General features: G+C 71.9%; 21 protein-coding genes and 1 pseudogene. 11 read left to right on the plus strand and 11 right to left on the minus strand.

What is annotated here, in order from left to right:
• Positions 1 to 3 precede the first annotated feature (3 nt).
• Positions 4 to 903 (plus strand): TauD/TfdA dioxygenase family protein, encoded by a 900-nt coding sequence (locus tag ACIBL4_RS00180; RefSeq protein WP_399404866.1) that lies wholly within the window; start codon positions 4 to 6, stop codon positions 901 to 903.
• Between the two features lie 46 nt (positions 904 to 949).
• On the opposite strand, the gene ACIBL4_RS00185 is transcribed toward ACIBL4_RS00180, so the two are convergent.
• A complete protein-coding gene (locus ACIBL4_RS00185; RefSeq protein WP_399404869.1) occupies positions 950 to 2,530 on the minus strand; it encodes an MDR family MFS transporter in 1,581 nt (526 codons plus the stop codon).
• A gap of 112 nt (positions 2,531 to 2,642) precedes the next feature.
• On the opposite strand from ACIBL4_RS00185, the gene ACIBL4_RS00190 reads away from it, so the two are divergent.
• On the plus strand, positions 2,643 to 3,056 hold the full coding sequence (locus ACIBL4_RS00190; protein ID WP_399404871.1) for an SRPBCC family protein: 414 nt from the start codon (positions 2,643 to 2,645) through the stop codon (positions 3,054 to 3,056).
• Between the two features lie 16 nt (positions 3,057 to 3,072).
• Positions 3,073 to 3,381, plus strand: coding sequence for a hypothetical protein (locus tag ACIBL4_RS00195; RefSeq protein ID WP_399404873.1), 309 nt, complete (start codon positions 3,073 to 3,075; stop codon positions 3,379 to 3,381).
• Between the two features lie 114 nt (positions 3,382 to 3,495).
• Here the strand turns inward: ACIBL4_RS00195 and ACIBL4_RS00200 are convergent, their stop codons facing one another.
• A complete protein-coding gene (locus tag ACIBL4_RS00200) occupies positions 3,496 to 4,485 on the minus strand; it encodes an SDR family oxidoreductase (protein ID WP_399404875.1) in 990 nt (329 codons plus the stop codon).
• 215 nt (positions 4,486 to 4,700) lie between these two features.
• On the opposite strand from ACIBL4_RS00200, the gene ACIBL4_RS00205 reads away from it, so the two are divergent.
• Entirely contained in the window at positions 4,701 to 5,795 is a 1,095-nt protein-coding gene (locus ACIBL4_RS00205) for a glutamate--cysteine ligase (protein ID WP_399404877.1), read from the plus strand.
• 15 nt (positions 5,796 to 5,810) lie between these two features.
• Here ACIBL4_RS00205 and ACIBL4_RS00210 read toward each other — a convergent pair whose 3' ends face one another.
• Both ACIBL4_RS00210 and ACIBL4_RS00215 read right to left on the minus strand, forming a co-directional pair.
• On the minus strand, positions 5,811 to 7,022 hold the full coding sequence (locus ACIBL4_RS00210) for a lactonase family protein (protein ID WP_399406515.1): 1,212 nt from the start codon (positions 7,020 to 7,022) through the stop codon (positions 5,811 to 5,813).
• Positions 7,023 to 7,395: 373 nt separating this feature from the next.
• Positions 7,396 to 7,869, minus strand: coding sequence for an ATP-binding protein (locus ACIBL4_RS00215; RefSeq protein ID WP_399404879.1), 474 nt, complete (start codon positions 7,867 to 7,869; stop codon positions 7,396 to 7,398).
• Between the two features lie 201 nt (positions 7,870 to 8,070).
• Between ACIBL4_RS00215 and ACIBL4_RS00220 the strand changes: the two genes are divergently transcribed.
• Entirely contained in the window at positions 8,071 to 9,240 is a 1,170-nt protein-coding gene (locus ACIBL4_RS00220) for a PP2C family protein-serine/threonine phosphatase (protein WP_399404881.1), read from the plus strand.
• Between the two features lie 89 nt (positions 9,241 to 9,329).
• Here the strand turns inward: ACIBL4_RS00220 and ACIBL4_RS00225 are convergent, their stop codons facing one another.
• Positions 9,330 to 9,743 (minus strand): hypothetical protein, encoded by a 414-nt coding sequence (locus tag ACIBL4_RS00225; protein ID WP_399406597.1) that lies wholly within the window; start codon positions 9,741 to 9,743, stop codon positions 9,330 to 9,332.
• 70 nt (positions 9,744 to 9,813) lie between these two features.
• Positions 9,814 to 10,212: pseudogene (locus tag ACIBL4_RS00230) on the minus strand (DUF1868 domain-containing protein); the annotation flags it as partial.
• Positions 10,213 to 10,346: 134 nt separating this feature from the next.
• On the opposite strand from ACIBL4_RS00230, the gene dhaK reads away from it, so the two are divergent.
• Genes dhaK through ACIBL4_RS00245 form a run of 3 tightly spaced genes read left to right on the plus strand, consistent with a single transcriptional unit; the run spans position 10,347 to position 12,389 of the window.
• On the plus strand, positions 10,347 to 11,339 hold the full coding sequence (dhaK, locus tag ACIBL4_RS00235; protein WP_399404883.1) for a dihydroxyacetone kinase subunit DhaK: 993 nt from the start codon (positions 10,347 to 10,349) through the stop codon (positions 11,337 to 11,339).
• A 47-nt stretch (positions 11,340 to 11,386) separates the two neighbouring features.
• Positions 11,387 to 11,986, plus strand: a complete 600-nt coding sequence (dhaL, locus tag ACIBL4_RS00240; RefSeq protein WP_399404885.1) for a dihydroxyacetone kinase subunit DhaL — start codon at positions 11,387 to 11,389, stop codon at positions 11,984 to 11,986.
• Positions 11,979 to 12,389 (plus strand): PTS-dependent dihydroxyacetone kinase phosphotransferase subunit DhaM, encoded by a 411-nt coding sequence (locus ACIBL4_RS00245; protein ID WP_399404887.1) that lies wholly within the window; start codon positions 11,979 to 11,981, stop codon positions 12,387 to 12,389. Before dhaL ends, ACIBL4_RS00245 begins: the two co-directional genes overlap by 8 nt.
• A 105-nt stretch (positions 12,390 to 12,494) precedes the next feature.
• Here the strand turns inward: ACIBL4_RS00245 and ACIBL4_RS00250 are convergent, their stop codons facing one another.
• Positions 12,495 to 13,178: a glycoside hydrolase family 75 protein gene (locus ACIBL4_RS00250; protein ID WP_399404889.1), complete on the minus strand. Its 684-nt coding sequence runs from the start codon at positions 13,176 to 13,178 to the stop codon at positions 12,495 to 12,497.
• 399 nt (positions 13,179 to 13,577) lie between these two features.
• Here ACIBL4_RS00250 and ACIBL4_RS00255 point away from each other — a divergent pair, with 399 nt between their 5' ends.
• Both ACIBL4_RS00255 and ACIBL4_RS00260 read left to right on the plus strand, forming a co-directional pair.
• Positions 13,578 to 14,564 (plus strand): fibronectin type III domain-containing protein, encoded by a 987-nt coding sequence (locus ACIBL4_RS00255; RefSeq protein WP_399404891.1) that lies wholly within the window; start codon positions 13,578 to 13,580, stop codon positions 14,562 to 14,564.
• 171 nt (positions 14,565 to 14,735) lie between these two features.
• Positions 14,736 to 15,278: a hypothetical protein gene (locus ACIBL4_RS00260; protein ID WP_356926838.1), complete on the plus strand. Its 543-nt coding sequence runs from the start codon at positions 14,736 to 14,738 to the stop codon at positions 15,276 to 15,278.
• Between the two features lie 579 nt (positions 15,279 to 15,857).
• On the opposite strand, the gene ACIBL4_RS00265 is transcribed toward ACIBL4_RS00260, so the two are convergent.
• The 3 genes from ACIBL4_RS00265 to ACIBL4_RS00275 all read right to left on the minus strand — a co-directional run bounded on the left by ACIBL4_RS00265 (position 15,858) and on the right by ACIBL4_RS00275 (position 18,958).
• Positions 15,858 to 16,418 carry a PadR family transcriptional regulator gene (locus ACIBL4_RS00265; protein WP_399404894.1) on the minus strand — a complete coding sequence of 187 codons (561 nt, stop codon included), beginning with the start codon at positions 16,416 to 16,418 and terminating at the stop codon, positions 15,858 to 15,860.
• Positions 16,419 to 16,446: 28 nt separating this feature from the next.
• On the minus strand, positions 16,447 to 18,462 hold the full coding sequence (locus ACIBL4_RS00270) for an FAD-dependent oxidoreductase (RefSeq protein WP_399404896.1): 2,016 nt from the start codon (positions 18,460 to 18,462) through the stop codon (positions 16,447 to 16,449).
• A gap of 127 nt (positions 18,463 to 18,589) precedes the next feature.
• Entirely contained in the window at positions 18,590 to 18,958 is a 369-nt protein-coding gene (locus ACIBL4_RS00275) for a hypothetical protein (RefSeq protein WP_399404898.1), read from the minus strand.
• A 244-nt stretch (positions 18,959 to 19,202) separates the two neighbouring features.
• Here ACIBL4_RS00275 and ACIBL4_RS00280 point away from each other — a divergent pair, with 244 nt between their 5' ends.
• A complete protein-coding gene (locus ACIBL4_RS00280) occupies positions 19,203 to 21,281 on the plus strand; it encodes a SpoIIE family protein phosphatase (RefSeq protein WP_399404900.1) in 2,079 nt (692 codons plus the stop codon).
• Between the two features lie 33 nt (positions 21,282 to 21,314).
• On the opposite strand, the gene ACIBL4_RS00285 is transcribed toward ACIBL4_RS00280, so the two are convergent.
• Positions 21,315 to 22,109, minus strand: coding sequence for a putative protein N(5)-glutamine methyltransferase (locus ACIBL4_RS00285; protein WP_399404902.1), 795 nt, complete (start codon positions 22,107 to 22,109; stop codon positions 21,315 to 21,317).
• Positions 22,110 to 22,188: the final 79 nt, after the last annotated feature.

A 22,188-nucleotide genomic window follows, 5' to 3' on the forward strand; every position in this document is an offset into this window, starting at 1 on the left:
CACATGACCACCAGCACCGGCTTCGACGTCCGCAGGATCGGCGGGCGTATCGGCGCCGAGATCCTCGGCGTGGATCTCTCCGGCGACCTCGAACCCGCCCTCGTCTCCGAGATCGACTCCGCGCTCCTGGAGCACAAGGCGCTCCTCTTCCGCGATCAGCACCTCGACGACGCGGGCCAGCTCCGCTTCGCCTCCCTCTTCGGCGAACTCACCACCGCCCACCCCACCGTTCCCTCCGTCGAAGGGCAGCCCCGGATACTGCCCGTCGACGCCGATGAGGGCATCCGCTCCAACGTGTGGCACACGGACGTCACGTTCGTCCGCACGCCTCCGAAGGCGTCCACGCTGCGCAGCATCGTCGTCCCGCCTTACGGCGGCAACACCCTCATCGCCAACTCGGCCGCCGCGTACCGGGATCTGCCCGAGCCCCTGCGCGAGCTGGCGGACCGGCTGTGGGCCGTGCACACCAACGCCTATGACTACGCTGCCCCGAAGAACGAAAAGGCGGCCGAGTACCGCAAGCGGTTCGTCTCGCGGACGTACCGCACCGTCCACCCGGTCGTCCGGGTCCACGCGGAGACCGGGGAGCGGGGCCTGTTCATCGGCGGTTTCGCCCAGAGCATCGTCGGTCTGGGCTCGTCCGAATCCCGTGACCTGCTGCGCATCTTCCAGTCGTACGTCACCCGCCCGGAGAACATCGTGCGGGTGGCCTGGACGCCGGGCGACGTCGTCCTGTTCGACAACCGCATCACCCAGCACTACGCCCCCGACGACTACGGCGACCTGCCGCGCCTGCTGCACCGGGTGACCGTCGCGGGCGACGTTCCCGCCGGCGTCGACGGCACCCTCAGCCACGTCCTCGAAGGTGACGACGCCTCCCACTACACCCCTGCCGTGGCCTGAGCCGCCGGGAGGGACACGTGCCCCTGCCGGCGGCCCTGGCGCCCCTTCAGGCGCCGGCTTCGACGCGCGGAGGCGGGCCGCCCGCGGCGGGCTCGCCGGCCTTTGCCGACTCCTCGGAGAGCCGCTCCATGCCGCTGGTGTTCTTCAGCGCCTTCTCCTTGATGAACAGCACGGCGATCAGCGCGAGCGCCGCGAAGGGAGTGGCGACGAGGAAGAGTTCGGCGGTGGCGACGCCGTAGGCGTGTTCCACCATCTCCCGCATCGGTGCCGGCAGGGCGGTCATGTCGGGCACTCCCCCGTGCCCGGCCTGGCCTCCGCCCTCGGCGGCACCCCCCGCGTCCTTCAGGCTCTGGTTCATCTCGGAGGCGACGCGGTTGGCCAGGATCGCACCGAGCACGCTGGTCCCGATGGTGCCGCCCATGCTGCGGAAGAAGGACAACACCGAGGTCGCCGCGCCCAGTTCGGCCGCCGGGACGTCGTTCTGCGCGGCCAGCACCAGGTTCTGCATCAGCATGCCGACGCCGATGCCCATGACCGCCATGTAGACGCTGAGGAGACCGAAGTGGGTGTCCGGCCCGATGGTGGAGAGCAGTCCGAGACCGGCGGTCATGGTGACGCCGCCCCCGACGAGGTACACCTTCCACCGTCCGGTCGCGCTGATGATCTGCCCCGCGACGGTGGAGGACACCAGCAGGCCCAGGATCATGGGCAGGCTCATCAGACCCGCCATCGTCGGGGACTTGCCGAGCGACACCTGGAAGTACTGTGACAGGAAGACGGTGCCGCCGAACATGGCCACACCGACGAAGAGGCTGGCGAGGGTGGTCAGCGCCACCGTCCGGATGCGGAAGATGCCGAGCGGGATGACCGGCTCGGCGACCTTCGCCTCGACGGCGACCGCGAGGGCCAGCAGCGCCACTCCCCCGCCGGTCAGGACGGCGGTCTGCCACGACGCCCAGTCGAACTCGTTCCCGGCGAGCGTGACCCAGATCAGCAGCGCGCAGACACCCGCGACGATCAGGAAGGCACCCAGGTAGTCGACCTTCGCCTCGCGGCGGACGGTGGGCAGGTGCAGCGTGCGCTGGAGCAGGGCGATGGCGAGCAGGGCGAAGGGCACGCCGATGAAGAAGCACCAGCGCCAGCCGAGCCACGAGGTGTCCACCAGGACGCCGCCGATCAGCGGACCGGCCACGGTGCCCACGGCGAACACGGCGCCGAAGATCCCCGCGTACTTGCCCAGCCTGCGCGGCGGGATGATCGCCGCCATCACGACCTGCGCCAGCGCGGTGAGACCGCCGGCACCGATGCCCTGCGCCACACGGCTGAGGATGAGCAGCCCCACGTCCTGGGAGAAGCCCGCCAACAGCGACCCGACGACGAACAGGCCCAGGGAGAGCTGGAGCAGCAGTTTCTTGTTGTACAGGTCGGACAGCTTGCCCCACAGCGGCACGGTCGCCGTCATGGCCAGCAGTTCGGCGGTGACGACCCAGGTGTAGGAGGACTGGCTGGCCCCGAGGTCGGCGATGATCCGGGGCAGCGCGTTGGACACCACGGTGCCGGCCAGGATGGCGACGAACATGCCCGCCATCAGTCCCGACATGGCCTGGAGTATCTGCCGGTTGGACATGGCGGACGGAGACGCCTCTACGGGCGCCGCTGAAGAATTCACAACAGGGTTGGGGCGGGCCAGGCCGGGAACGCGGTGCGCTGAACGACCCCGAGGCGAGGCCGGTGCCGCGATGACCCAGTACGAACGTTCACGCACGATGCCCGCACAGCCCGAGCACGTCTTCGACCAGGCCGCGAACATCGGCCAGTTGGACACCTGGCTGCCGGAGGCCCTGCATGTCGAGGCCGGGGAGCTGCCCGCGGTCACCGTGCACGAGGACCGCACCGACGAGGACACCTCCGCCCTGCTGCGTGCCCAGCGCGACCAGATGCGGCTCGAATGGGGCACCCGCGACCAGGGCAGCTACACGGGCTGGCTCCAGGTCGCCGGGATCGGCGGGGGAGCCAGTGAGGTGACGGTGCACCTGTCGTTCTTCGACGACAGCCACGACCCCGGCGAGACGACCGTCCGCGACGCCCTGGACACCAGCTTGCGGCGCCTGGAGGAGCAGGTGAGGCTGCGCGTCGACCAGGCCGCCGGCTGATCCGGGACCGCACGCCATGGCACGCGTCAAGCAGTACGCCGTCGCGGCGTCCGGACAGTGGACCGACGAGGAGGAAGGCCGGCGCCGCCTGCCGTCCGGCGAGGTGCACGCCTGGGAGCCGGGGCTGAACCAGACGGTCTGCGGACTGTCCCTCAGCCGCTCCAGGTTGGTCCGCTTCCCGCACGTCACCTGGCTGGACACCTTCCCGGAGTCCGGTGGTGCGGCGGACCGGGTACGGCGCCAGTGCCCCCGCTGCGCCTCGGTCGCCGGACGCCGCGGCCACGACGCACGCCCCCGGTGGCAGCGCACGAACCCGCGGCCGTGACGCCGTAGAGGCCGGGCGGCCCGAGTTGCCCGCGCGGCCACGCCGGGCGCCCGCGGGGGGTGGGTGCGCAACCCGGCGCACCCCGCGCGGTATACGGTGCCCGCGCGCTGCCCCTCAGGCGCCCGCCGCGCCGTGGGTCGCCCGGCGCCCGGCGGCCACGGCCGCTCCCGCGAGCGCCGCGGCGACGGCCGTCCTGCGCAGCGCGGTGCGTCGTCGGCCGCCCCAGCCGCCGTGCACCGACCCCTCGCCCTCGGCCGGTACGTGCAGCGTTCCGTGCGTGGCCGGGGCCTCCTCGTCGCGGGACAGGTGGGTCTTGTCCGTCTGCCGTGCCATGGCCCGCTCCGCGAGGCCGGGTGCCATCCGGGCCTGGCGTACGAGTGCGCGGCCCGCGGGACCGACCACCACTTCGCGACGCGGCCGGTTGACGAGTCGCACGACTGCCCGGGCGACGCGCTCGGGGCTGTACACGGGCGGCATGGCCACGACCTTGCGCCCGGTGTAGTTGGCCGCCTGTTGGAAATGCGGCGTGTCGATGGTCGCGGGCAGCACCGTGCACACGTCGATGCCCTTCACGCCCTCCACCCGGAGCTGCTGCCGAAGGCTGGAGCCGAGCCCGCGGACGGCGTGCTTGGACATGCCGTACGGGTGGCTGTACGGCTGCGCCACGGCACCCACGATGGACGCGATGTTGATCAACGTGCCGCTGCCCTGCTCCCGCATCACCCGCAGAGCCGCCCGGGCCCCGTGCACGTAGCCCATGACGTTGACGTCCAGGACCTTGCGGAAGTCCTCCAGGGGTACGTCCTCGAAGCGGCCGAAGGCGTTGACGGCGGCGTTGTTGACCCAGACGTCGATGCGGCCGAACTCCTCCACGGCCCGGCGTGCCAGGTCCTCGACCGCCTTGGCGTCCGTCGTGTCGGTCGGCACGACCAGTGTCCGTGCCCCGCGGTGCTTCGCGCAGGCGTGGGCCGCCGCCTCCAGCGCCTCCTCGCGCCGCGCGGCCAGCACCACGGCACACCCCTTGCGCGCGAACGCCTCGGCCGTGGCCCGTCCGATCCCGCTGGACGCTCCGGTCACCACCACCACGTGATTGCGCAGGCCCATCGCATACCTCCTCACGTCTGCCGGACCGGGCGCTTTCTGCCCGCTCCGCGGCGGACGAGTACCCGGCACGACCGAGTCACCCCGGCATCATGGTTTGCCATGGTTTGTCATCCCGTGGCCGCGGCACTCGGGGCACGCGCGAGCGTCCAGCCGGCAGCGTCCGGCCGGCGCCGCGCGAGCCGGCCCCGGTGACGGGGCAGAACAGAGGGTGACCGATGACGACGATCGGTGTGGAAGAGGAGTACCTGCTCCTCGACCCGGTTACCGGGCTGCCGGTACCCCTGGCCGACAAGGTGCGTGCGGCGGCGGGACTGGCGCACCTCGTGGCCGACCAGGAGGTGCAGTGCGAGTTGCTGCAGGCGCAGGTCGAGGTGGCCACGCCGGTGTGCGGCAGCCTGGAGGAGGCGGGGGGACATCTGCTGAGGCTGCGGCACGCCATCGGGGCGGCGGCCGAAGCGCACGGCTGCCGGATCGCGGCCTGCGGAACGCCCCCGCTGCGCCATCGTCACCCGGTGGCCGTCACCGACCAGGCCCGCTATCGGGCCATGCTCACCCAGGCGCCCCAGCTGGTGGCGGAGCAGCTGGTCAACGGCATGCACGTGCACGTGGCCGTGCCCAACCGAGAGACGGGCGTGCAGGTCCTGAACCGGATCCGGGTCTGGCTGCCGACCCTGACGGCCATGTCGGCGAACTCCCCGCTGTGGGACGGCCACGACACCGGCTTCGCCAGCTGGCGCACGGTGATCTTCGGCCGCTGGCCGGTGAGCGGCGTGCCGCCGTTCTTCCGTGATGTGGCCGACTACGACCGGCGGGTGGCGCAGTTGCTGGAGACGGGTGTGATCTCGGACAGCGGGCAGTTGTACTGGCAGGCCCGTCTGTCGGCCCGGTATCCCACCGTCGAGGTGCGGTGCCTGGACGTTCAACTGCGTGCGGACGACGCGGTGATGCTCGCGGGTATGACCCATGCTCTCGTGGACACGGCCATCAGGGAGACGGCCGCCGGGGCGCCGGTGCCCGACTGCGAACCGGAGCTCCTCCACATCGCCCTGTGGCATGCCGCCCGTCACGGTCTGAGCGACACCCTGATCTGCCCGGGCGGCCGGCCGCGCCGCGCCGGGGACGTGCTGTACCAGCTCCTGCGGCACGTCGCTCCGGCCCTCGACGCGTCCGGTGCGACCCGGCAGGTGACGGCCCTGGTCCACCGGCTCCTCCAGAACGGGACCGGGGCGGACCGACAGCGCGCCGCTCTCGCCGAGGGCGGTATCCGAGCCGTCACCGATCTGATCGGCGCGGAGAGCAGCATGTCGTGACTCCCCCGAGGCCCGTCACACCGCGGCGATGCCCTCCATGCCGGACTCGTCGAAGGCGGGCAGGCCCTCGGCCGTGGTGACCTTGGTGAGCGCGCCGTCGGCCTCGACGCGGAAGCCGTCGACGGTGCCCGAGACGGCGTTCTGCACGTAGACGAACTTCTCGTCCTCCGTCACGGCGAGGTCGATCACGCCCTGTGACTTGGCGGAGGGCGGAGTGGCGATGCCCACCCGGTTGGTCAGGCTCAGCGTGCCGTGCTTGTCCATGCGGTAGCCGGTGACGGTGGAGTTGCCGGTGTTGCCGCCGTAGAAGTAGTTGCCCGCGCGCTCCAGCCAGCACAGGGTTTCCTGGCCGTTGGCGAGCGGCTCCTGGAGGACCTTCAGCTTTCCGTCACGCTTCACCCGGTACGTGGTGACCGTGGACTTCTCGGCCTCGGCGACCAGCATCCGCTTACCGCTCCGGTCGAAGCTGATCGCGAAGGGAACACCGCCCGCGGAGTCGTTGACGACGGGCTGCGCGACGGCCGGCAGACCGTTTCGCTTCATCGGGAAGACCTCGACGGTGTTGCTGCCCTTCGTCGTGACCACCAGACTGCGCCCGTCCGGGGTGAACTCGACCTCGCCGGGCGAGGTGTCGAAGCGCGGTATCTCCTCGTTGTCCAGGCCCAGGGAACGGTGGGACCCCTTCAGCGGCTTGAGCCCCTCGCCGGTGAGCCTGAAGCCCTGGACGCTGCCCTCGCCACCCGCGTTCATGACGTACGCGACCTTGCCGTGCACCGCGATACTGGAGGGAAACTCCCCACCGGATGCCACGACTTGCCGGTCCTCGAGCCGCTGTCCCTCGACACGGAACGATGTCACCGTGTTGCTGCCCGCGTTGACCGCCAGCAGTCTCCCCGAGGCGTCGTCGTGGACGAGCGAGCCCTGCGAGGCCAGCGAATCGGTGGGGGCGTCGACCTGGTCACCGCCCTTGCCGCCGGTCCCGTAGGTCCCCACGGGTTTCAGGCTGCCGTCGTCACCCCGTGCGAAGGCGTGGATGGTGTTGCCGTCCAACTCGTTGCCCTGGACGAAGACAGCGTGATCGGCCTCGGCAGCGGTACCGGAGTACTGACCGGCCGAGGCCAGGGATACAGCCACCGTGGCCGCTCCGGCGATGGCGAGGGCCCCGCCGCCGAACAGGATGCGCCGTGTCCTGGGCCTGGCCCGATGACCCCTGCGGCTGCTGTGCATGTTCACGTCCGTTCCTCGATCTCTCCGCGCCGTCCGTGCGGCGGAGTCCGCGACTGCGGACGGGAACAGAGTGACCAGAGGGACGGGTGCGCCGATGCGAAACGGCGGTCGCGTCAGACTCTCGTAAGAGTCCTGAGGAGCAGGCAGACGGCGACGAACCCTCCGGTGCCCACGCGCGCAAAGGCGTCGGCACCGCCCCGAGCCGGCCCGCCCCGTCCACAGGGCGGGCGCTCCGCGGGCACGCCAGGAGACATTCTGCGGTGGAGGCCGCGTATGGGGCGCCTGCTCAGCTCGTCCGCCAACACACTCCCGGACCGAGTACGTCTTCGAGAGGGAGGTGGCGCGGGACAGCGGCCAGGTAGGGCGCAAGCCGTCACAGCCGGCGGCCGGTGACGTCCCCGCCCGGATCGTCGGCCAGCGCGATGGCCGTGGTGATCCGTTTTCCCACGGGTTCGCGGTGGACCGTTAAGCTCTGGCCGACCGCCATGACGATCTCCAGCCCGTGCTGGCCGATCCGCATCGGGTCGGGCGCGAGGATCGCCGGCGGCGTCGGGTTGCTGTCCCACACGGTCACCTCCACCGCGCCGCCGTTGACTTCCAGCGTCAGCAGGCAAGGGCCGGGTGCGTACTTGCGGGCGTTGGTCACCAGCTCGCTGACCACGAGCTGCACCATGCCCATCGCGCGCCCGGACACCGGCAGCCCGTGCACGGCCTGGACGTCGGCGAGGAAGCTGCGGGCCAGATCGCGGGCGACGGCGATGTCCTCGCTGCTCTCGAACGCCCCCGATACCGATATGGGGTTTTCCACCAGAGACTGCTCGCCCTCACCGCCCGCCGTCTGCTCCATGCCGACCCACCCCCCTGTGCCCAAACGTGCTGCGATCCGTTTACCCCCGAACCTTCACATCAGGCGTGCGGGGGCAGTCGGGGGGTGACGTCTCTGGCGTCCTTCCTGTTCCGGCGTCTACAGGCCGAGGCATGTGTCACAGCCATGCTGTATCTGCCGCGTCAGCGGGAAAACGAGTTGGCAACCCAAAAGGAGGCTGACGTGGCACGCGATCGGATCGGACTGGCTGAGGTACTGGCCACGGCGGAGGACGCCGCACCGGTGGCCTCCCTCGATGTCGTGGCACGCAACCTGCGCGACAGGTTCGGCGCGCGGCACGTGTCGTTCCTGTGCGTCGACGTCGTCGGCCAGCGCCTGCTGCGGGTCAGCGAGGAGGCGGCTACGCGACAGGAGCGCCGCGCCGAACAGGTTCCCTTCGACGACAGCATCTACGACGAGGTCCTGCGCGCCCAGGAACTGGTGCACGCTCCGGAGGGCGAGCGCGGGCAGCGGGTACTCGCCCCCGTCACCAACCGCGGCGACGCCGTCGGTGTGCTGGAGCTGCTCCTTCCCCGGGTCACACAGGATGTGCTGGAGCAAGTGGAAGAGGCCGCGCAGGCACTGGCGTACATCATCGTCACCGACCGGCGGTTCACCGACCTCTACCACTGGGGCAACCGCACCACCTCGGTCAGCCTGGCTGCGGAGATCCAGCGCCAGTTGCTGCCCTCGGCCCCTTCGTGCGAGGCCGCCGAGTTCGCCCTCGCCGGCGCCCTGGTCCCGGCCGCCGACATCGCCGGTGACACCTACGACTACGCCGTCGACCCCGACACCCTGCACCTGTCCATCACCGACGCCATGGGCCACGACGTCGACGCCGCCCTCATGGCCACCCTCCTGGTCAATGCCTCCCGCGGCGCCCGCCGCGCCGGAAAGGACCTCGCCGAACAGGCCCGCCAGACCCACCAGGCCCTCCTCGACCACGGCAGACGGACCTTCGCCACCGGCCAGTTGCTGCGCATCGCCCTGGACGGCACCGGCGCCCAGCTCGTCAACGCGGGCCACCCCTGGCCTCTACGGCTGCGGGACGGCACGGTGGCCGAACTGCGCCTCGCAGTGAACCTGCCTTTCGGCGTCGCCGCGCACCAGGGTCCCTACAAGGTGCAGAACCTCGACCTGCGCCCCGGTGACCGCCTCGTGCTCTACACCGACGGCATGCAGGAACGCCAAGCGCAAAAAGTCGACCTCCCCGGCCTCATCCGTGACACCGCCGGCGAGCACCCGCGCGAGGTCGCGCGCCATCTGGCCACGACAGTCACCGACGCCTGCAACGGGCACCCGGAAGACGACGCCACCGTCCTGTGCCTGGACTGGCACGGCCCCCAGAGTTGAGAGCGCGTCCGCGTCAGTGGGACTCGCCAGGAGAGTCGCCGGCCGTGCGGACGGAGCTTCTCTGCCGGCTCATCGGCGATGGGAGCGGATCACGCCTTCGGCAGCCGCCACAACTGCGGGAACGCGAGCATGTCGTCGAAGAGGTTGAACGCCGGGTGCTCCAGGGTCACGGTGGCGGCGTCGCCCGTGAAGGGTGCCGAGCGCTTCGCGGCCAGTCGCTCCATGGGCGGCACGTCGGATGCCAGCGGCTTGACCAGGCGGTAGCCGAGGGTCGAGTGGAACTGGTAGGTCTCGAAGTTCGACGCCCGGAGCTCCAGCAGGGCGCTCAGCTCCCGTCGGATCGTCCAGAGGGTGTTGGAGGTGGCGTCGTCGGCCGGGGTGAGGTTCATCGTGAAACTGGCGTCGAAGGGGCCGAATCCCTTGACCTTCATCGTGATCGGGCCCACCGGGGTCAGCGTCGACTCCTGGAGGCGCGAGGATCCGCTGGGACACTTCGGAGACATCCGTGCAGTCAGCGAGCCACGCCGGGAGTTGCTTGTCGATGACGCTGTCCTGTGTCGTGGCGTCGAACACCGTCATGTGCATGCTCTGATGCGGCAGGCAGACGTAGTGATCGGCGATGGAGGACCGCTTCATGATCTCCATTGCCTCGGTCTCGGCGCGGAAGAACGCCGAGTCCTGGGGCACGGGGCAGACGAACGTGTTGCCGCGGAAGCGCTGCGCGTTGCCGACGAGGTCCCACTTCTTACCGGGACCGGCGGCCAGAGGCTCGCGCCGCCCGGGGCCCTGCGAGGCGGCGAACGCCGTGGCCGGGGCCGTCGTGAGACCGGCAGCAACGCCTCCACCAAGGCCCACTGCTCGTCGGTATATCCGGGATGATCCACCTAGGTCGATACTGCCAACCAGAGGACCACCAGCCGGCTCACAAGGGACGATGATCCGCACCTGACGACCCGCCATGGAAGTCGGCATTGAGTCAGCATCAGTACCGCTACAACCCGCTACGGAGGGTTACGAAGCGCGAAGGTCGAAAACTGGTCAACCCCAATCTGACCTGCGAGGATGAAGGTCAGAGGCCCACATGTAAGTCTCATCAGGAGGTTCCCGTGAAGATGCTGATCAACGTCCCGGAGACCGTGGTCGCGGACGCGCTGCGTGGTCTGGCGGCCGCCCACCCGGAGCTGACCGTGGACGTGGAGAACCGGGTGATCGTGCGGCGGGACGCTCCCGCGGCCGGAAAGGTGGGGCTGGTCTCGGGCGGTGGCTCGGGGCACGAGCCGTTGCACGGGGGTTTCGTAGGTCCCGGCATGCTGTCGGCCGCCTGTCCGGGCGAGGTGTTCACGTCGCCGGTGCCCGACCAGATGCTGCGCGCGGCCGCCGCCGTGGACAGCGGGGCCGGGGTCCTGTTCATCGTGAAGAACTACACCGGTGACGTGCTCAACTTCGACATGGCCGCGGAGCTGGCCGAGGACGAGGGCATTCAGGTCGCGAAAGTACTGGTCAACGACGATGTGGCGGTGACCGACAGCCTGTACACGGCCGGGCGGCGCGGTACCGGCGCGACCCTGTTCGTGGAGAAGATCGCGGGCGCCGCCGCCGAGGAGGGCATGCCGCTGGAGCGGGTGGAGGCCATCGCCCGGCAGGTCAACGAGAACTCCCGCACCTTCGGTGTCGCGCTGAGCGCGTGCAGCACGCCGGCCAAGGGCAGCCCCACCTTCGATCTGCCGCCCGGTGAGCTGGAGTTGGGCATCGGCATCCACGGCGAGCCCGGCCGGGAGCGGCGGGCGATGATGACCTCCGGCGAGATCGCCGAGGCCGCCGTCGAGGCGGTGGTGGAGGACCTGAGGCCGCGCAATCCCGTGCTGGTCCTCGTCAACGGCATGGGGGCGACGCCCCTGCTCGAGCTGTACGGCTTCAACGCCGAGGTGCACCGCGTGCTCGCGGCCCGCGGTGTCGCCGTGGCCCGCGTGCTCGTCGGCAACTACGTCACCTCCCTGGACATGGCGGGCGCCTCCCTCACCCTGTGCCAGGTCGACGAGGACATGCTGCGGCTGTGGGACGCGCCGGTGAAGACGCCCGGTCTGCGCTGGGGCATGTGACGCGGAAGGTAGAGGATCACCACGTACCTACCAGGCAAGGAGACCCAGTGCTCGACGCCGATTTCTTCCGCCGTTGGATGACGGCGACCGCCGCGTCCGTCGACCGTGAGGCGGAACGGCTCACCGCCCTCGACTCGCCCATCGGGGACGCCGACCACGGCAGCAACCTGCAGCGCGGCTTCACGGCCGTGCGGGCGGCCCTCGAGAAAGAGGCTCCCGGTACACCCGGCGGTGTCCTGACGCTGGCCGGACGCCAGCTGATCTCGACGGTCGGCGGCGCCTCGGGGCCGCTGTACGGGACGCTGCTGCGCCGTACCGGCAAGGCGCTCGGGGACGCCGCCGAGGTCAGCGCGGAGCAGCTGGCCGAGGCACTGCGGGCCGGGGTGGACGCGGTCAGGACGCTGGGCGGTGCCGCGCCGGGCGACAAGACCATGATCGACGCGCTGGTGCCCGCGGTGGACGCGCTGGGCGATTCCTTCACGGCGGCCCGGACCGCCGCGGAGGAGGGCGCCGTGGCGACGACGCCCTTGCAGGCGCGCAAGGGCCGGGCGAGCTATCTGGGCGCGCGCAGCATCGGGCACCAGGATCCGGGTGCCACCTCGGCGGCGCTGCTCGTCGCCGGACTCGCGGAGGCCGCCGGTGAGTGACGAGCGGCTCGTGGGGATCGTGCTGGTGTCGCACAGCGCGGAGGTGGCCGCGTCGGTCGCCGAGCTGGCGAAGGGGCTCGCGGGCGGTGGCCCGGTGGTGCCCGTCGCCCCGGCGGGCGGTACCGAGGGCGGCGGGCTCGGCACCAGCGCCGAACTGATCGCTGCGGCGGCCGCGTCCGTCGACCGGGGTGCCGGCGTCGCCGTCCTGACCGACCTGGGCAGTGCGGTGCTCACCGTGAAGGCGCTGCTCGCGGAGGGTGACGAACTCCCGGAGCACACACGGCTGGTGGACGCTCCGTTCGTGGAGGGAGCCGTCGCCGCGGTCGTCACGGCGGCCACCGGGGCCGATCTCGCGGCGGTGGAGTCGGCCGCCGCGGAGGCGTACACGTACCGGAAGGTGTGAGACCGGGCCGGGCGCGCCGGAGAACGGCGTGCCCGGCGACCATGACCGTCGACCGCCGGGCGGCAGAGGTGTACGTGACGTCGTCCCTGACGCTCCGTCAATCAGTCAGCGGCTGCCGACGAACCGCCTCGCCAGCCGCTCCCCCGTCGTCACGGCCGCCGCCTGGTCCTCGATGGGTGACACGCGGGCGTTCTTGAAGACGATGTAGGTGACGCCGGACGGTGTGCCGCCGCCGTGCGGGTCTGCGCGGATACCGAGGGCCTTGGCGGTCGAGTAGGACGCCTCTCCGATCACGTCCTGCGGGCCCGTGTCGCCGACGACCGCGTACTGCACACGGTCGCGGTGGACGACGGCCACGACGGAACCGCCACCCACACCGTACTTCCGGTAGTCCCAGATGCGGCTCGGGGCGGGCACGACGATGAAGGGGAGGCGTTCGGCGCTGAGGGGGCGGCCGTCGGACTGTACATAGGCGGTGCTGTCGGAGAAGTAGGGGTCCGTGTGGCGGTTGCAGCGGGGCCCGGGGCGGCCGTCGCAGTCGATGTCCATGTCGGCCTTCCAGAACACGGCGCCTCGCGTGTCGCAGACCGGGATGCCCGCGGGTGCGCCACTGTCGCTGCGGTAGCGGCCGCCGGAGACCGGAGCACAGTCCCGCACCTTGGCCAGCAGGTCGGCGGCGCGGACGGGGGGCTCGCGCCACGCCGCCGGCTGGGGTGGGAAGGCATTGGGTGTCGTCGGGGCGAGCAGGGCGGCGCTGGCCGCGGCCAGCGTGAGCGACTGGACACGCACGATAGTGAAGCCTCTCCTGGGAAACCTGACGGGCACTCAGCCAATCTGGCCCCGGGCCGATCACCCGGCCACCGCTGGGGGGCCGGACGGTGCACGGCCCCAATCTCCGACAGGGGCCGGGGGCCTGAGTCCGTGTGAGGACTCAGGCCGGCCCGGCCACCCGCGCCGGCGCGGGATCTGCGACGACAGCGGTCCGCGCGACAGGCCCGAACTCCCTGGGGTTCGCCAGGAGTTCGGCCGTGAGGACCTTCAGCATACGTAACTCTCCCGGGTGGTCACGAACGGCGGAAGGTGACGCCCCCACAGAGGGCTTACCGCACACGCCCTCTTGATGTGTTCCCGCCAGCCGCGCCATATTGGTCCGGACCATTCCCGAGTGCCGCTCCGGGAGGCAGTGTCGTGCGAGGTCTTTCCCTTCTCCCCTCCCACCTCCTTCGCATCGCGCTCTGCGCGGCTCTCGTCCCGGTCGCCTCCTGCGGCTGGACCGGCACGGACGAAGGGAACGGCGGCTCTCCGCCCGGCGCGCCGACCGGCGTCAGCGCGGCGGCGGGCACGGCGACGAGCGTGCACGTCATGTGGAACACGACCGCCCGGGCCAAGGTCTACGAGGTGTATCGCGGCACCACGAAGGTCATGGAAGTGCCGGGCTCCAGGCACATGGTGGACGTCACCAGGCTCCGGCCCTCCACCCTGTATGTCTTCACCGTGCGGGCGCGGGACGCCGAAGGACGGCTGGGACCGCGCAGCCGGGCGGTCCGGGCCAAGACACCCGCGGCCGTCGCGGCCGACCACTCCGCCCCCACCCGCCCGTCGGCGCCGCGCGGCCGGGCTGCCGGCAGCCGGGCGGTCCAGCTGTCCTGGTCCGCCTCGACGGACGACCGGGGCGTGGCGTCGTACGACATCCATCAGGGGGAGACGAAGATCCACAGCGTGGGCGGGTCCCAGACGGCCGCGGTGGTCACGGGGCTGCGGCCCGGCACGGCCTACTCGTTCACCGTCCGGGCCAGGGACGCGGCCGGGAACGTCTCCCCCGCCGCTCCCGCCGTCCGTCTCACCACGCCGGGCACGGACGACGGCCGTGCGACGGCCCCCACCGGCTTCCGGGCGACGAGCCACCGCGCGGACGGGGCGTACTACGTCGACCTGAGCTGGGTGCCGCCGCGCGTGGACGGCGAGGTCACCGAGTACCAGATCCAGCTGGACGGCCGGCCCGCCACCTCCCTGGTGTACGGCGGGGACGCGCCGCGTGACCTGGCCACGTACAGCTTCTACGTGGGACGGGACGCGGGTATCGGCCACCGGGTCCGGGTGCGGGCGATGCTGCCGGACGGCACCTGGGGAGGGTTCTCGGCGGAGCGGACGGTGACGACGGGTCCGGGGCGCTGACGCGCTCTCCGGCATGGTCCGGCCGTGGGAACCCGTCACCTGCCCGGCGGCACCCGGGGTGCGGCCGGGGCCGGGGGCGCCTTGGCTGACCCTGCAGGCAGCACGGGCGTTCCCCGACCCTCGGCGGCGCAAGGGATGTACCGCCAACCGTGCCGCCGGAGGGCAGTCCACATGCGCAACTCATCGCCACTTCTCCGCTCCGGCCTGACCGTGGCAGCCGCCGCCGCGCTGCCACTCGCCCTGGCCGCGGTGCCCGCCGCCGCCGGCCCGGGCATCTCCGTGAGCACCACGGGTTCCACGGTGTCGGTCACCACCAGTGCGTGCACCCAGATCAACGGCAGCTGGGGCACCGCCTCGCTTCTCACCAGCAGTCAGGGCAGCTTCGCCCAAGGGCGCCAGGTGACCCTGTCGGGGACGTCGACCAGTCAGTCCGCCGCCTGGTCGAACGTCTCCTCGGGGACGTACACCGTCATCGTCATCTGCTCGGACGGCACCACCGCGGGCACGCAGTCGGTCGTCGTCTCCCCCACCGCCTCCCCCACGAGGTCGCCGTCCCCCTCGGCGTCGCCGTCCCGCGGTGTCATGGGCGGGGTCGGCGGGAGTGCCACGGACTACGGCACCGTCACGCTCGTGGCGGGCGGCGCGCTGGTCGGGACCGGCCTCCTCGCGACGGCCTGGTACCTGCGCCGGCGCAACAGGCCGTACCGGCTCTGATCCGGTACGAACGGCGGCCCACCCTCCCGAAGCGCTCCGGCCGGTCGGGCCGCCGTCATATGCATGTCAACTCGGGCGCTCCGCCATCACATCCCCGTCAGGCCGGGTGGCCAGCCGTCGCACGCCGTTCAGGCTGGGCGGGCCCCCAGTCCTACGCCGGTCCGGCCGGGCGCGTCCGGTGTCACATCCCCGCCAGGCGCGGGCGGGCCGTCGTCCCACGCCCAGAGCCGGGGCGGGCCACCATCGCACGCCGGTCAGGCGGGCGCCTCCGGTGTCACATCCCCGCCAGGCTGGGCGGCCAGCCGCCGCGCGCTGGTCAGGCCGGGCGGGTCGCCGTCACATCCCCACCAGGCCGGGCCGGCCGCCGTCCCCCGCCGGTCAGGCTGGGCGGGCCCCGGTGCCACGCTGGTCCGGCCGGGCGCGTCCACATCCCCTCAGGCCGGGTGGCCAGCCGCCGCACGCCTATCAGAGCCCCGGCGAGCCACCATCCCACGCCCGTCAGGCCCGGGACGCCCCCGTCCCACGCCCGTCAGCCCCCGGCCGGCCCCCGTCCCACGCCCGTCAGACCAGTCAGGCCGGTCAAGCCGGGCGGGCCGGCTCGTCGGTCGGGAGTTCCTCGAAGTCCGCCAGGGCGCGCCTGAGCCACTGCGTCCAGAACGTCTCCAGGTCGATGCCGGCCTGGAGCACCAGATGCCGCAGCCGGTCCTCGGTGCCGTCCCGGTCGGGCGGGAAGTCGCGCTTCTCGATCTCCTGGTACTCCGCCAGCTGCCGCTCGTGCAGCTCCAGATGGCGCCGCAGATCGGCCTCCAGGCCCGCGGTGCCGACCACGGCCGCCGCCCTCAGCCGCAGCAGCAGCGCGTCGCGGTGCGGCTTGGGGTCCTGGGAGGTGGCCGTCCAGCGGGCCAGTTCGGCGCGGCCCGCCGGCAGGACCTCGTAGCTCTTCTTCTGCCCGCGCGTCGGCTGCTCGGCGGCCAGAGCCCGGATCAGCCCGTCGGCCTCCAGCTTTCCCAGCTCGCGATAGATCTGCTGGTGCGTCGCGGACCAGAAGTAGCCGATCGACCGGTCGAAGCGGCGGGTCAGCTCCAGCCCGGACGACGGCTTCTCGAGCAGGGCGGTGAGGATCGCGTGCGGGAGTGACATGGCCTCATCCTAGGGACGCGTATCGGCACTACAGGGCGGCCGCCAGCTCGGTGCCCTGCTTGATGGCGCGCTTGGCGTCCAGTTCCGCGGCCACGTCGGCGCCGCCGATGAGGTGGGCGCTGCGCCCGGCGGCCATCAGTTCCTCGTACAGGCCGCGGCGCGGCTCCTGGCCCGTGCACAGCACGATCGTGTCGACCTCCAGCACGGTGCTCGCACCGTCGATCGTGACGTGCAGGCCGGCGTCGTCGATCCGGTCGTAGCTCACGCCCGGGACCATGGTGACGCCGCGGTGCTTGAGTTCGGTGCGGTGGATCCAGCCGGTGGTCTTGCCGAGGCCGGCGCCGACCTTGGAGGTCTTGCGCTGGAGCAGGTGGACGGTGCGCGGCGGGGCGGGCCGCTCGGGCGCCGCGAGACCGCCGGGGGCGCGGTAGTCCAGGTCGACGCCCCACTGGCGGAAGTACGTCTGCGGGTTCTCGTGCGCCTTGTCGCCGCTGTCCGTGAGGTACTCGGCGACGTCGAAGCCGATGCCGCCCGCGCCGAGGATCGCGACCCGGTCACCGACGGGTGCGCCGTCGCGCAGGACGTCGAGGTAGCCGAGGACGCTCGGGTGGTCGACGCCGGGGATGTCGGGGGTGCGCGGCGTGACGCCGGTGGCGACGACGACCTCGTCGAAGTCGTCGAGGTCGCCGGCCCCGACGGAAGTGTTCAGCCGTATGTCGACGCCGTGCCAGTCGAGCTGGGTGCGGAAGTGGCGGAGCGTCTCGTCGAACTCCTGCTTGCCGGGGACCTTGCGGGCGACGTTGAGCTGCCCGCCGATCTCGCTCGCCGCATCGAACAGCGTCACGTCGTGCCCGCGTTCGGCGGCGGAGACCGCGCACGCCAGTCCCGCCGGCCCGGCGCCGACGACCGCGACGCGCTTGCGCAGCCGGGTCGGGGAGAGCACGAGTTCGGTCTCGTGGCAGGCGCGCGGGTTGACCAGGCAGGAGGTGATGAGGCCGCTGAAGGTGTGGTCGAGACAGGCCTGGTTGCAGCCGATGCAGGTGTTGATCGCCTCGGGCCGGCCGGCCGCGGCCTTGATGACGAAGTCCGGGTCGGCGAGCATCGGGCGGGCCATCGACACCATGTCGGCCACGCCCTCGGCGAGCAACTCCTCGGCGAGTTCGGGGGTGTTGATGCGGTTGGTGGTGACGAGCGGGACCGACACCTCGCCCATCAGCCGCTTGGTCACCCAGGTGTAGGCGCCGCGCGGCACGGAGGTCGCGATGGTGGGGATGCGGGCCTCGTGCCAGCCGATGCCCGTGTTGATGATGGTCGCGCCGGCGGCCTCGACGGCCTTGGCGAGGGTGATCACCTCGTCGAGCGTGGAGCCGCCCGGGACGAGGTCGAGCATGGACAGCCGGTAGACGACGATGAAGTCCTCGCCGACCGCCTCGCGCACCCGGCGCAGGATCTCCAGGGGGAAGCGCGTGCGGTTCTCGTACGAGCCGCCCCAGCGGTCGGTGCGCTCGTTGGTCTGCCGCGCGATGAACTCGTTGATGAGGTAGCCCTCGGAGCCCATGATCTCGACGCCGTCGTAGCCGGCCTGCCGGGCGAGGCGGGCGGCGCGGGCGTAGTCGTCGATCGTCCGCTCGATGTCGGCGACGGTGAGCTCGCGGGGCGGGAAGGGGCTGATCGGCGCCTGGAGCGGGCTGGGCGCGACCAGGTCCTTGTGGTAGGCGTACCGGCCGAAGTGCAGGATCTGCATGGCGATCCGCCCGCCCTCGCGGTGCACGGCGTCGGTGATGACCCGGTGCTGCTCGGCCTCCGCCTCGGTGGTGAGCTTCGCGCCGCCCTCGTACGGGCGTCCCTCGTCGTTGGGTGCGATGCCGCCGGTGACGATCAGGCCCACTCCGCCGCGGGCGCGGGCGGCGTAGAAGGCGGCCATGCGGGCGAAACCGCCCTCGGCCTCCTCCAGACCTACGTGCATGGAGCCCATGAGGACCCGGTTGGGCAGGGTCGTGAAGCCCAGGTCGAGGGGGGTCAGCAGGTGCGGGTAACGGCTCATCGGGCCCTCCGTGCGCGGTGTCGTGCCTGTAGTTGTAGAGGACCGCGGACGGTTTATGCAACTAGTTGCACAAGGTGATGGAGGGCACAGTGGGCCGATGACCAGGAAGATCGAGGGGCAGCGGCGGTCACCGGCTTTCGAGACGGACGTGCAGTTCCTTCTCCTGGTCGCCGGAGACCGTGCTCATGTCCCGCACGGCGAACAGCGAGTCCAGCCTCCTGCGGAACTGCTCGATCGCCCAGTAGCCGCCGTGCAGGTCGGCCTCGACGGAGGACGACAGCCGGGCCGGTCGGGCTCCCTCGTGCGTGTCGGCGACGTCGAACGTGCCGAGCCACACGGTCGGGCGGGTCGCGTGCAGTTCCTCGGGTACGTCGTCGGCGCACCGGTCGGACTCGAAGCAGGCGCACAGCGCGTCGAACACGATCCGGGCGTCCTGCTTGCTGCACCCGCTGATCTCCACCGAGACGGAGTGGGGATGCGGCTGCTCACGGTCCATCGTGATCGCTCCTCTCGTGACGTATCCGCCCCTACCCCAGCAAAGCACCACCTTCTGCCGAGCACTACCGGCGGCGCCCCCGCCGTGCTGACGGTTTGCGGAGCGGGTGGCTCCGCGTTGGGAGATGGTGGAAGGTGACGCATGGGGCCTCGGATCGACGGCTCCGCGCGGTAGAACAGCGGTAGAACATGGGGTGTCGGCACCGTGAAGGCGTGCCGCGTGATCGGCGAAGGCGGGGCGTGGGATGAGTGCAGCCGGGTCTCCCCTGGCCGAGGGCGACGAGCCGGCGCGCGCGCCGGTGCGGCCGAGCGGGCTGCTCGACGTCCTGCGCGTGGCCTCGGTGGTCCTGGACGCCGAGGGCCGCATCGTGCTGTGGAGCCCCCAGGCCGAGGAGCTGTTCGGGTACGAGGCGCGGGAGGCGCTCGGGGAGTACGCCGCCCGGATCATGGTCCACGAGCAGCACCTCGATCTCGTGGTCAAGCTGTTCGCGGACGTCATGGGCACCGGGCAGAGCTGGGCCGGGGCCTTCCCCGTCCGCCGCAAGGACGGCACCACGCGGCTCGTGGAGTTCCGCAACATGCGGCTGCTGGACGACCAGGGGGACGTCTACGCCCTCGGTCTGTGCGCCGACCAGTCGACCGTGCACCGGCTGGAGCGCGAGGTGGCGCTGTCGACGCGGATGATCGCCCAGTCCCCGATCGGGCTGGCCGTGCTGGACACCGACCTGCGGTACGTCTCGGTCAACCCGGCGCTGGAGGAGCTCAACGGCGTGCCGGCCGACGAACACCTGGGCCGGACGGTCCGCGAGGTGGTGCCGCGGATGGACGTCGACGCCCTGGAGGCCGCGGCGCGCCGGGTGCTCGACACGGGGGAGCCGGTCGTCGACCAGTCCACGATCGGCCGCACCCCGGCCGACCCGGACCAGGACCACGCCTGGTCGATCTCGCTGTACCGGCTGGAGAACGCCTTCGGGACCGTGCTGGGCGTGGCGCTCTCGATCGTGGACGTCACCGAGCAGTACCGGGCGGGCATCGAGGCGGAGGCCGCGCGGCGCCGCCTGGCCGTGATCGCCGACGCCTCCGGCCGCATCGGCACCACGCTGGACCTGGAGCATACGGCCCGCGAGCTCGCCGACGTGGCCGTGCCGGAACTGGCCGACATCGCGGCCGTGGATCTGCTGGATGCGGTGGTGCAGGGCCGGCGGACCAGCCTCGGTCCGGCCGAGGCGGCCGTGATCCGCGCGCTGGCGGTCCAGGGCTACGACTCCGCCGAGGCGCTGGAGGCGGCCGACCTGCCCGGGCAGGTGGCCCGGTACGCGTCCGACCGGCTCGTCACCCAGTGCGTGCGCACCGCCAGTCCGGTGATGCTTCCGGAGGTGGAGGACGAGGACCTGCCGCGGATCGCCCGGTCCCCGGAGGCGGCCGCGCTGCTGGGCCGGGCCGGGGTGCACTCGTATCTGGCGGTGCCGCTGATCGCGCGCGGCGAGGTGCTGGGCGCCCTGGACCTCAAACGCACCCGCAATCCGCTGCCGTTCACCGAGGACGACCTGCTGCTGGCCCGCGAGCTGGCGGCGCGGGCCGCGGTGCAGATCGACAACGCCCGCTGGTACCAGAGCGCCCGCGACACCGCGCTCACCCTCCAGCGCAGTCTGCTGCCCAGCCATCCGCCCGTGACGGGCGGACTGGAGGTCGCCTCCCGCTACCAGCCGGCCGGGGCCACGAGCGAGGTGGGCGGCGACTGGTTCGACGTGATCGACCTGGAGGGCGGCAAGACCGCGCTCGTCGTGGGCGATGTGATGGGCAGCGGCATCCCCGCGGCGGCGGCCATGGGGCGGCTGCGTACGGCGACCAACACGCTGGCCTCCCTCGACCTCGATCCGGCCCGGCTCCTGGAACACCTCGACAAGATCACCGCGGGGCTGGAACAGGCCATCGCCACCTGCGTCTACGCCGTCCACGACCCGCATCTGCGACAGTGCCGGATCGCCAACGCCGGGCATCTGCCGCCGGTGCGCGTCCGGCCGGGGCGGCGTCCCGAACTGCTCGACCTGCCGACCGGGGTGCCGCTCGGGGTCGGCGGTGTCGCCTTCGCCACGACGACCGTCGACCTCGAGCCGGGCGACCGGCTGGTGTTCTACACCGACGGCCTCGTCGAGACCCGCCGCGACTCCCTCGACGACCGTCTCGACACGCTGCTGTCCCTGCTCGACGGGCCCGACCGCCCGCTGGAGGAGGTCTGCGACCTGCTGCTGCGCACCCTGCACGAGCCGGACAACTTCGACGACGTGGCACTGCTCATCGCGCGGGCGACGACACCGGACTGAGGTGCCGCCGTCGGCGTTCGGCTGCCTTCGGCGTCAGGGTGCGACGCCGATCACCACATGGGCGTACGGCTCTTCCGAGACGGCCAAGTGTGGCGTCAGGCCGCTGCGTTCGAAGGCGTCGAGAGCCTTCGGTGCCTGGTGGCGGCTCGTCTCCACCAGGACGCAGCCGCCGGGCGCGAGCCAGCGGGGCGCCTCGGCCGCGACCCGGCGCAGGACGTCGAGGCCGTCCGCGCCGCCGTCGAGGGCGACCAGCGGCTCGTGGGCGCGGGCCTCCGGCGGCAGCAGCCCGATCTCGTCGCTCGGTACGTACGGCACGTTGGCCGCGAGGATGCCGACGCGGCCCCGCAGGCCGCCGGGCAGCGCCTCGAACAGGTCGCCTTGGTGGACGTGACCGCCGGCGGCGGCGACGTTGCCGCGGGCGCAGGCCACGGCGGCCGGGTCGATGTCTGCGGCGTGCAGTTCGACCGGGCCGAGTCCGGCGGCCAGCGCCGCACCGACGGCGCCCGAGCCGCAGCACAGGTCCACGACGACGCCGGCGCCGGGCGCCCGGGCCAGGGCCTGTTCGACCAGGAACTCGGTGCGGCGGCGCGGCACGAAGACGCCCGGGCCGACGGTGATGCGCAGGCCCCGGAACTCGGCCCAGCCGACGACGAGTTCGAGGGGCAGGCCGGCGACGCGGCGTTCGACCATGGCGGCGGCTTCGGCCGGGGTGCGGGCGGTGGTGAGGATCAACTCGGCCTCGTCCTCGGCGAAGACGCAGCCCGCGGCGCGCAGGGCGAGGACCACGGAGTCACGGGAGGACGGCGGAACGGGAGACACGGAGGGCATGGAAGCCAGGAGCCTTTCGGGATGCGAAGGGCGCTCCTGCGGTCGCCTACGACCGGCGATCCGCGCGACATCGAGGAGA

Source organism: Streptomyces sp. NPDC050416 (assembly GCF_044458845.1).
Classification (GTDB): Bacteria; Actinomycetota; Actinomycetes; order Streptomycetales; family Streptomycetaceae; genus Streptomyces.

Bases quoted from the DNA above. Each gene is read 5' to 3' on its own strand.
- ACIBL4_RS00180 (WP_399404866.1), top strand. From the start codon at position 4: ATGACCACCAGCACCGGCTTCGACGTCCGCAGGATCGGCGGGCGTATC.
- ACIBL4_RS00185 (WP_399404869.1), bottom strand. From the start codon at position 2,530: ATGTCCAACCGGCAGATACTCCAGGCCATGTCGGGACTGATGGCGGGC.
- ACIBL4_RS00190 (WP_399404871.1), top strand. From the start codon at position 2,643: ATGACCCAGTACGAACGTTCACGCACGATGCCCGCACAGCCCGAGCAC.
- ACIBL4_RS00195 (WP_399404873.1), top strand. From the start codon at position 3,073: ATGGCACGCGTCAAGCAGTACGCCGTCGCGGCGTCCGGACAGTGGACC.
- ACIBL4_RS00200 (WP_399404875.1), bottom strand. From the start codon at position 4,485: ATGGGCCTGCGCAATCACGTGGTGGTGGTGACCGGAGCGTCCAGCGGG.
- ACIBL4_RS00205 (WP_399404877.1), top strand. From the start codon at position 4,701: ATGACGACGATCGGTGTGGAAGAGGAGTACCTGCTCCTCGACCCGGTT.
- ACIBL4_RS00210 (WP_399406515.1), bottom strand. From the start codon at position 7,022: ATGCACAGCAGCCGCAGGGGTCATCGGGCCAGGCCCAGGACACGGCGC.
- ACIBL4_RS00215 (WP_399404879.1), bottom strand. From the start codon at position 7,869: ATGGAGCAGACGGCGGGCGGTGAGGGCGAGCAGTCTCTGGTGGAAAAC.
- ACIBL4_RS00225 (WP_399406597.1), bottom strand. From the start codon at position 9,743: ATGTCTCCGAAGTGTCCCAGCGGATCCTCGCGCCTCCAGGAGTCGACG.
- ACIBL4_RS00260 (WP_356926838.1), top strand. From the start codon at position 14,736: ATGCGCAACTCATCGCCACTTCTCCGCTCCGGCCTGACCGTGGCAGCC.
- ACIBL4_RS00265 (WP_399404894.1), bottom strand. From the start codon at position 16,418: ATGTCACTCCCGCACGCGATCCTCACCGCCCTGCTCGAGAAGCCGTCG.
- ACIBL4_RS00270 (WP_399404896.1), bottom strand. From the start codon at position 18,462: ATGAGCCGTTACCCGCACCTGCTGACCCCCCTCGACCTGGGCTTCACG.
- ACIBL4_RS00275 (WP_399404898.1), bottom strand. From the start codon at position 18,958: ATGGACCGTGAGCAGCCGCATCCCCACTCCGTCTCGGTGGAGATCAGC.
- ACIBL4_RS00280 (WP_399404900.1), top strand. From the start codon at position 19,203: ATGAGTGCAGCCGGGTCTCCCCTGGCCGAGGGCGACGAGCCGGCGCGC.
- ACIBL4_RS00285 (WP_399404902.1), bottom strand. From the start codon at position 22,109: ATGCCCTCCGTGTCTCCCGTTCCGCCGTCCTCCCGTGACTCCGTGGTC.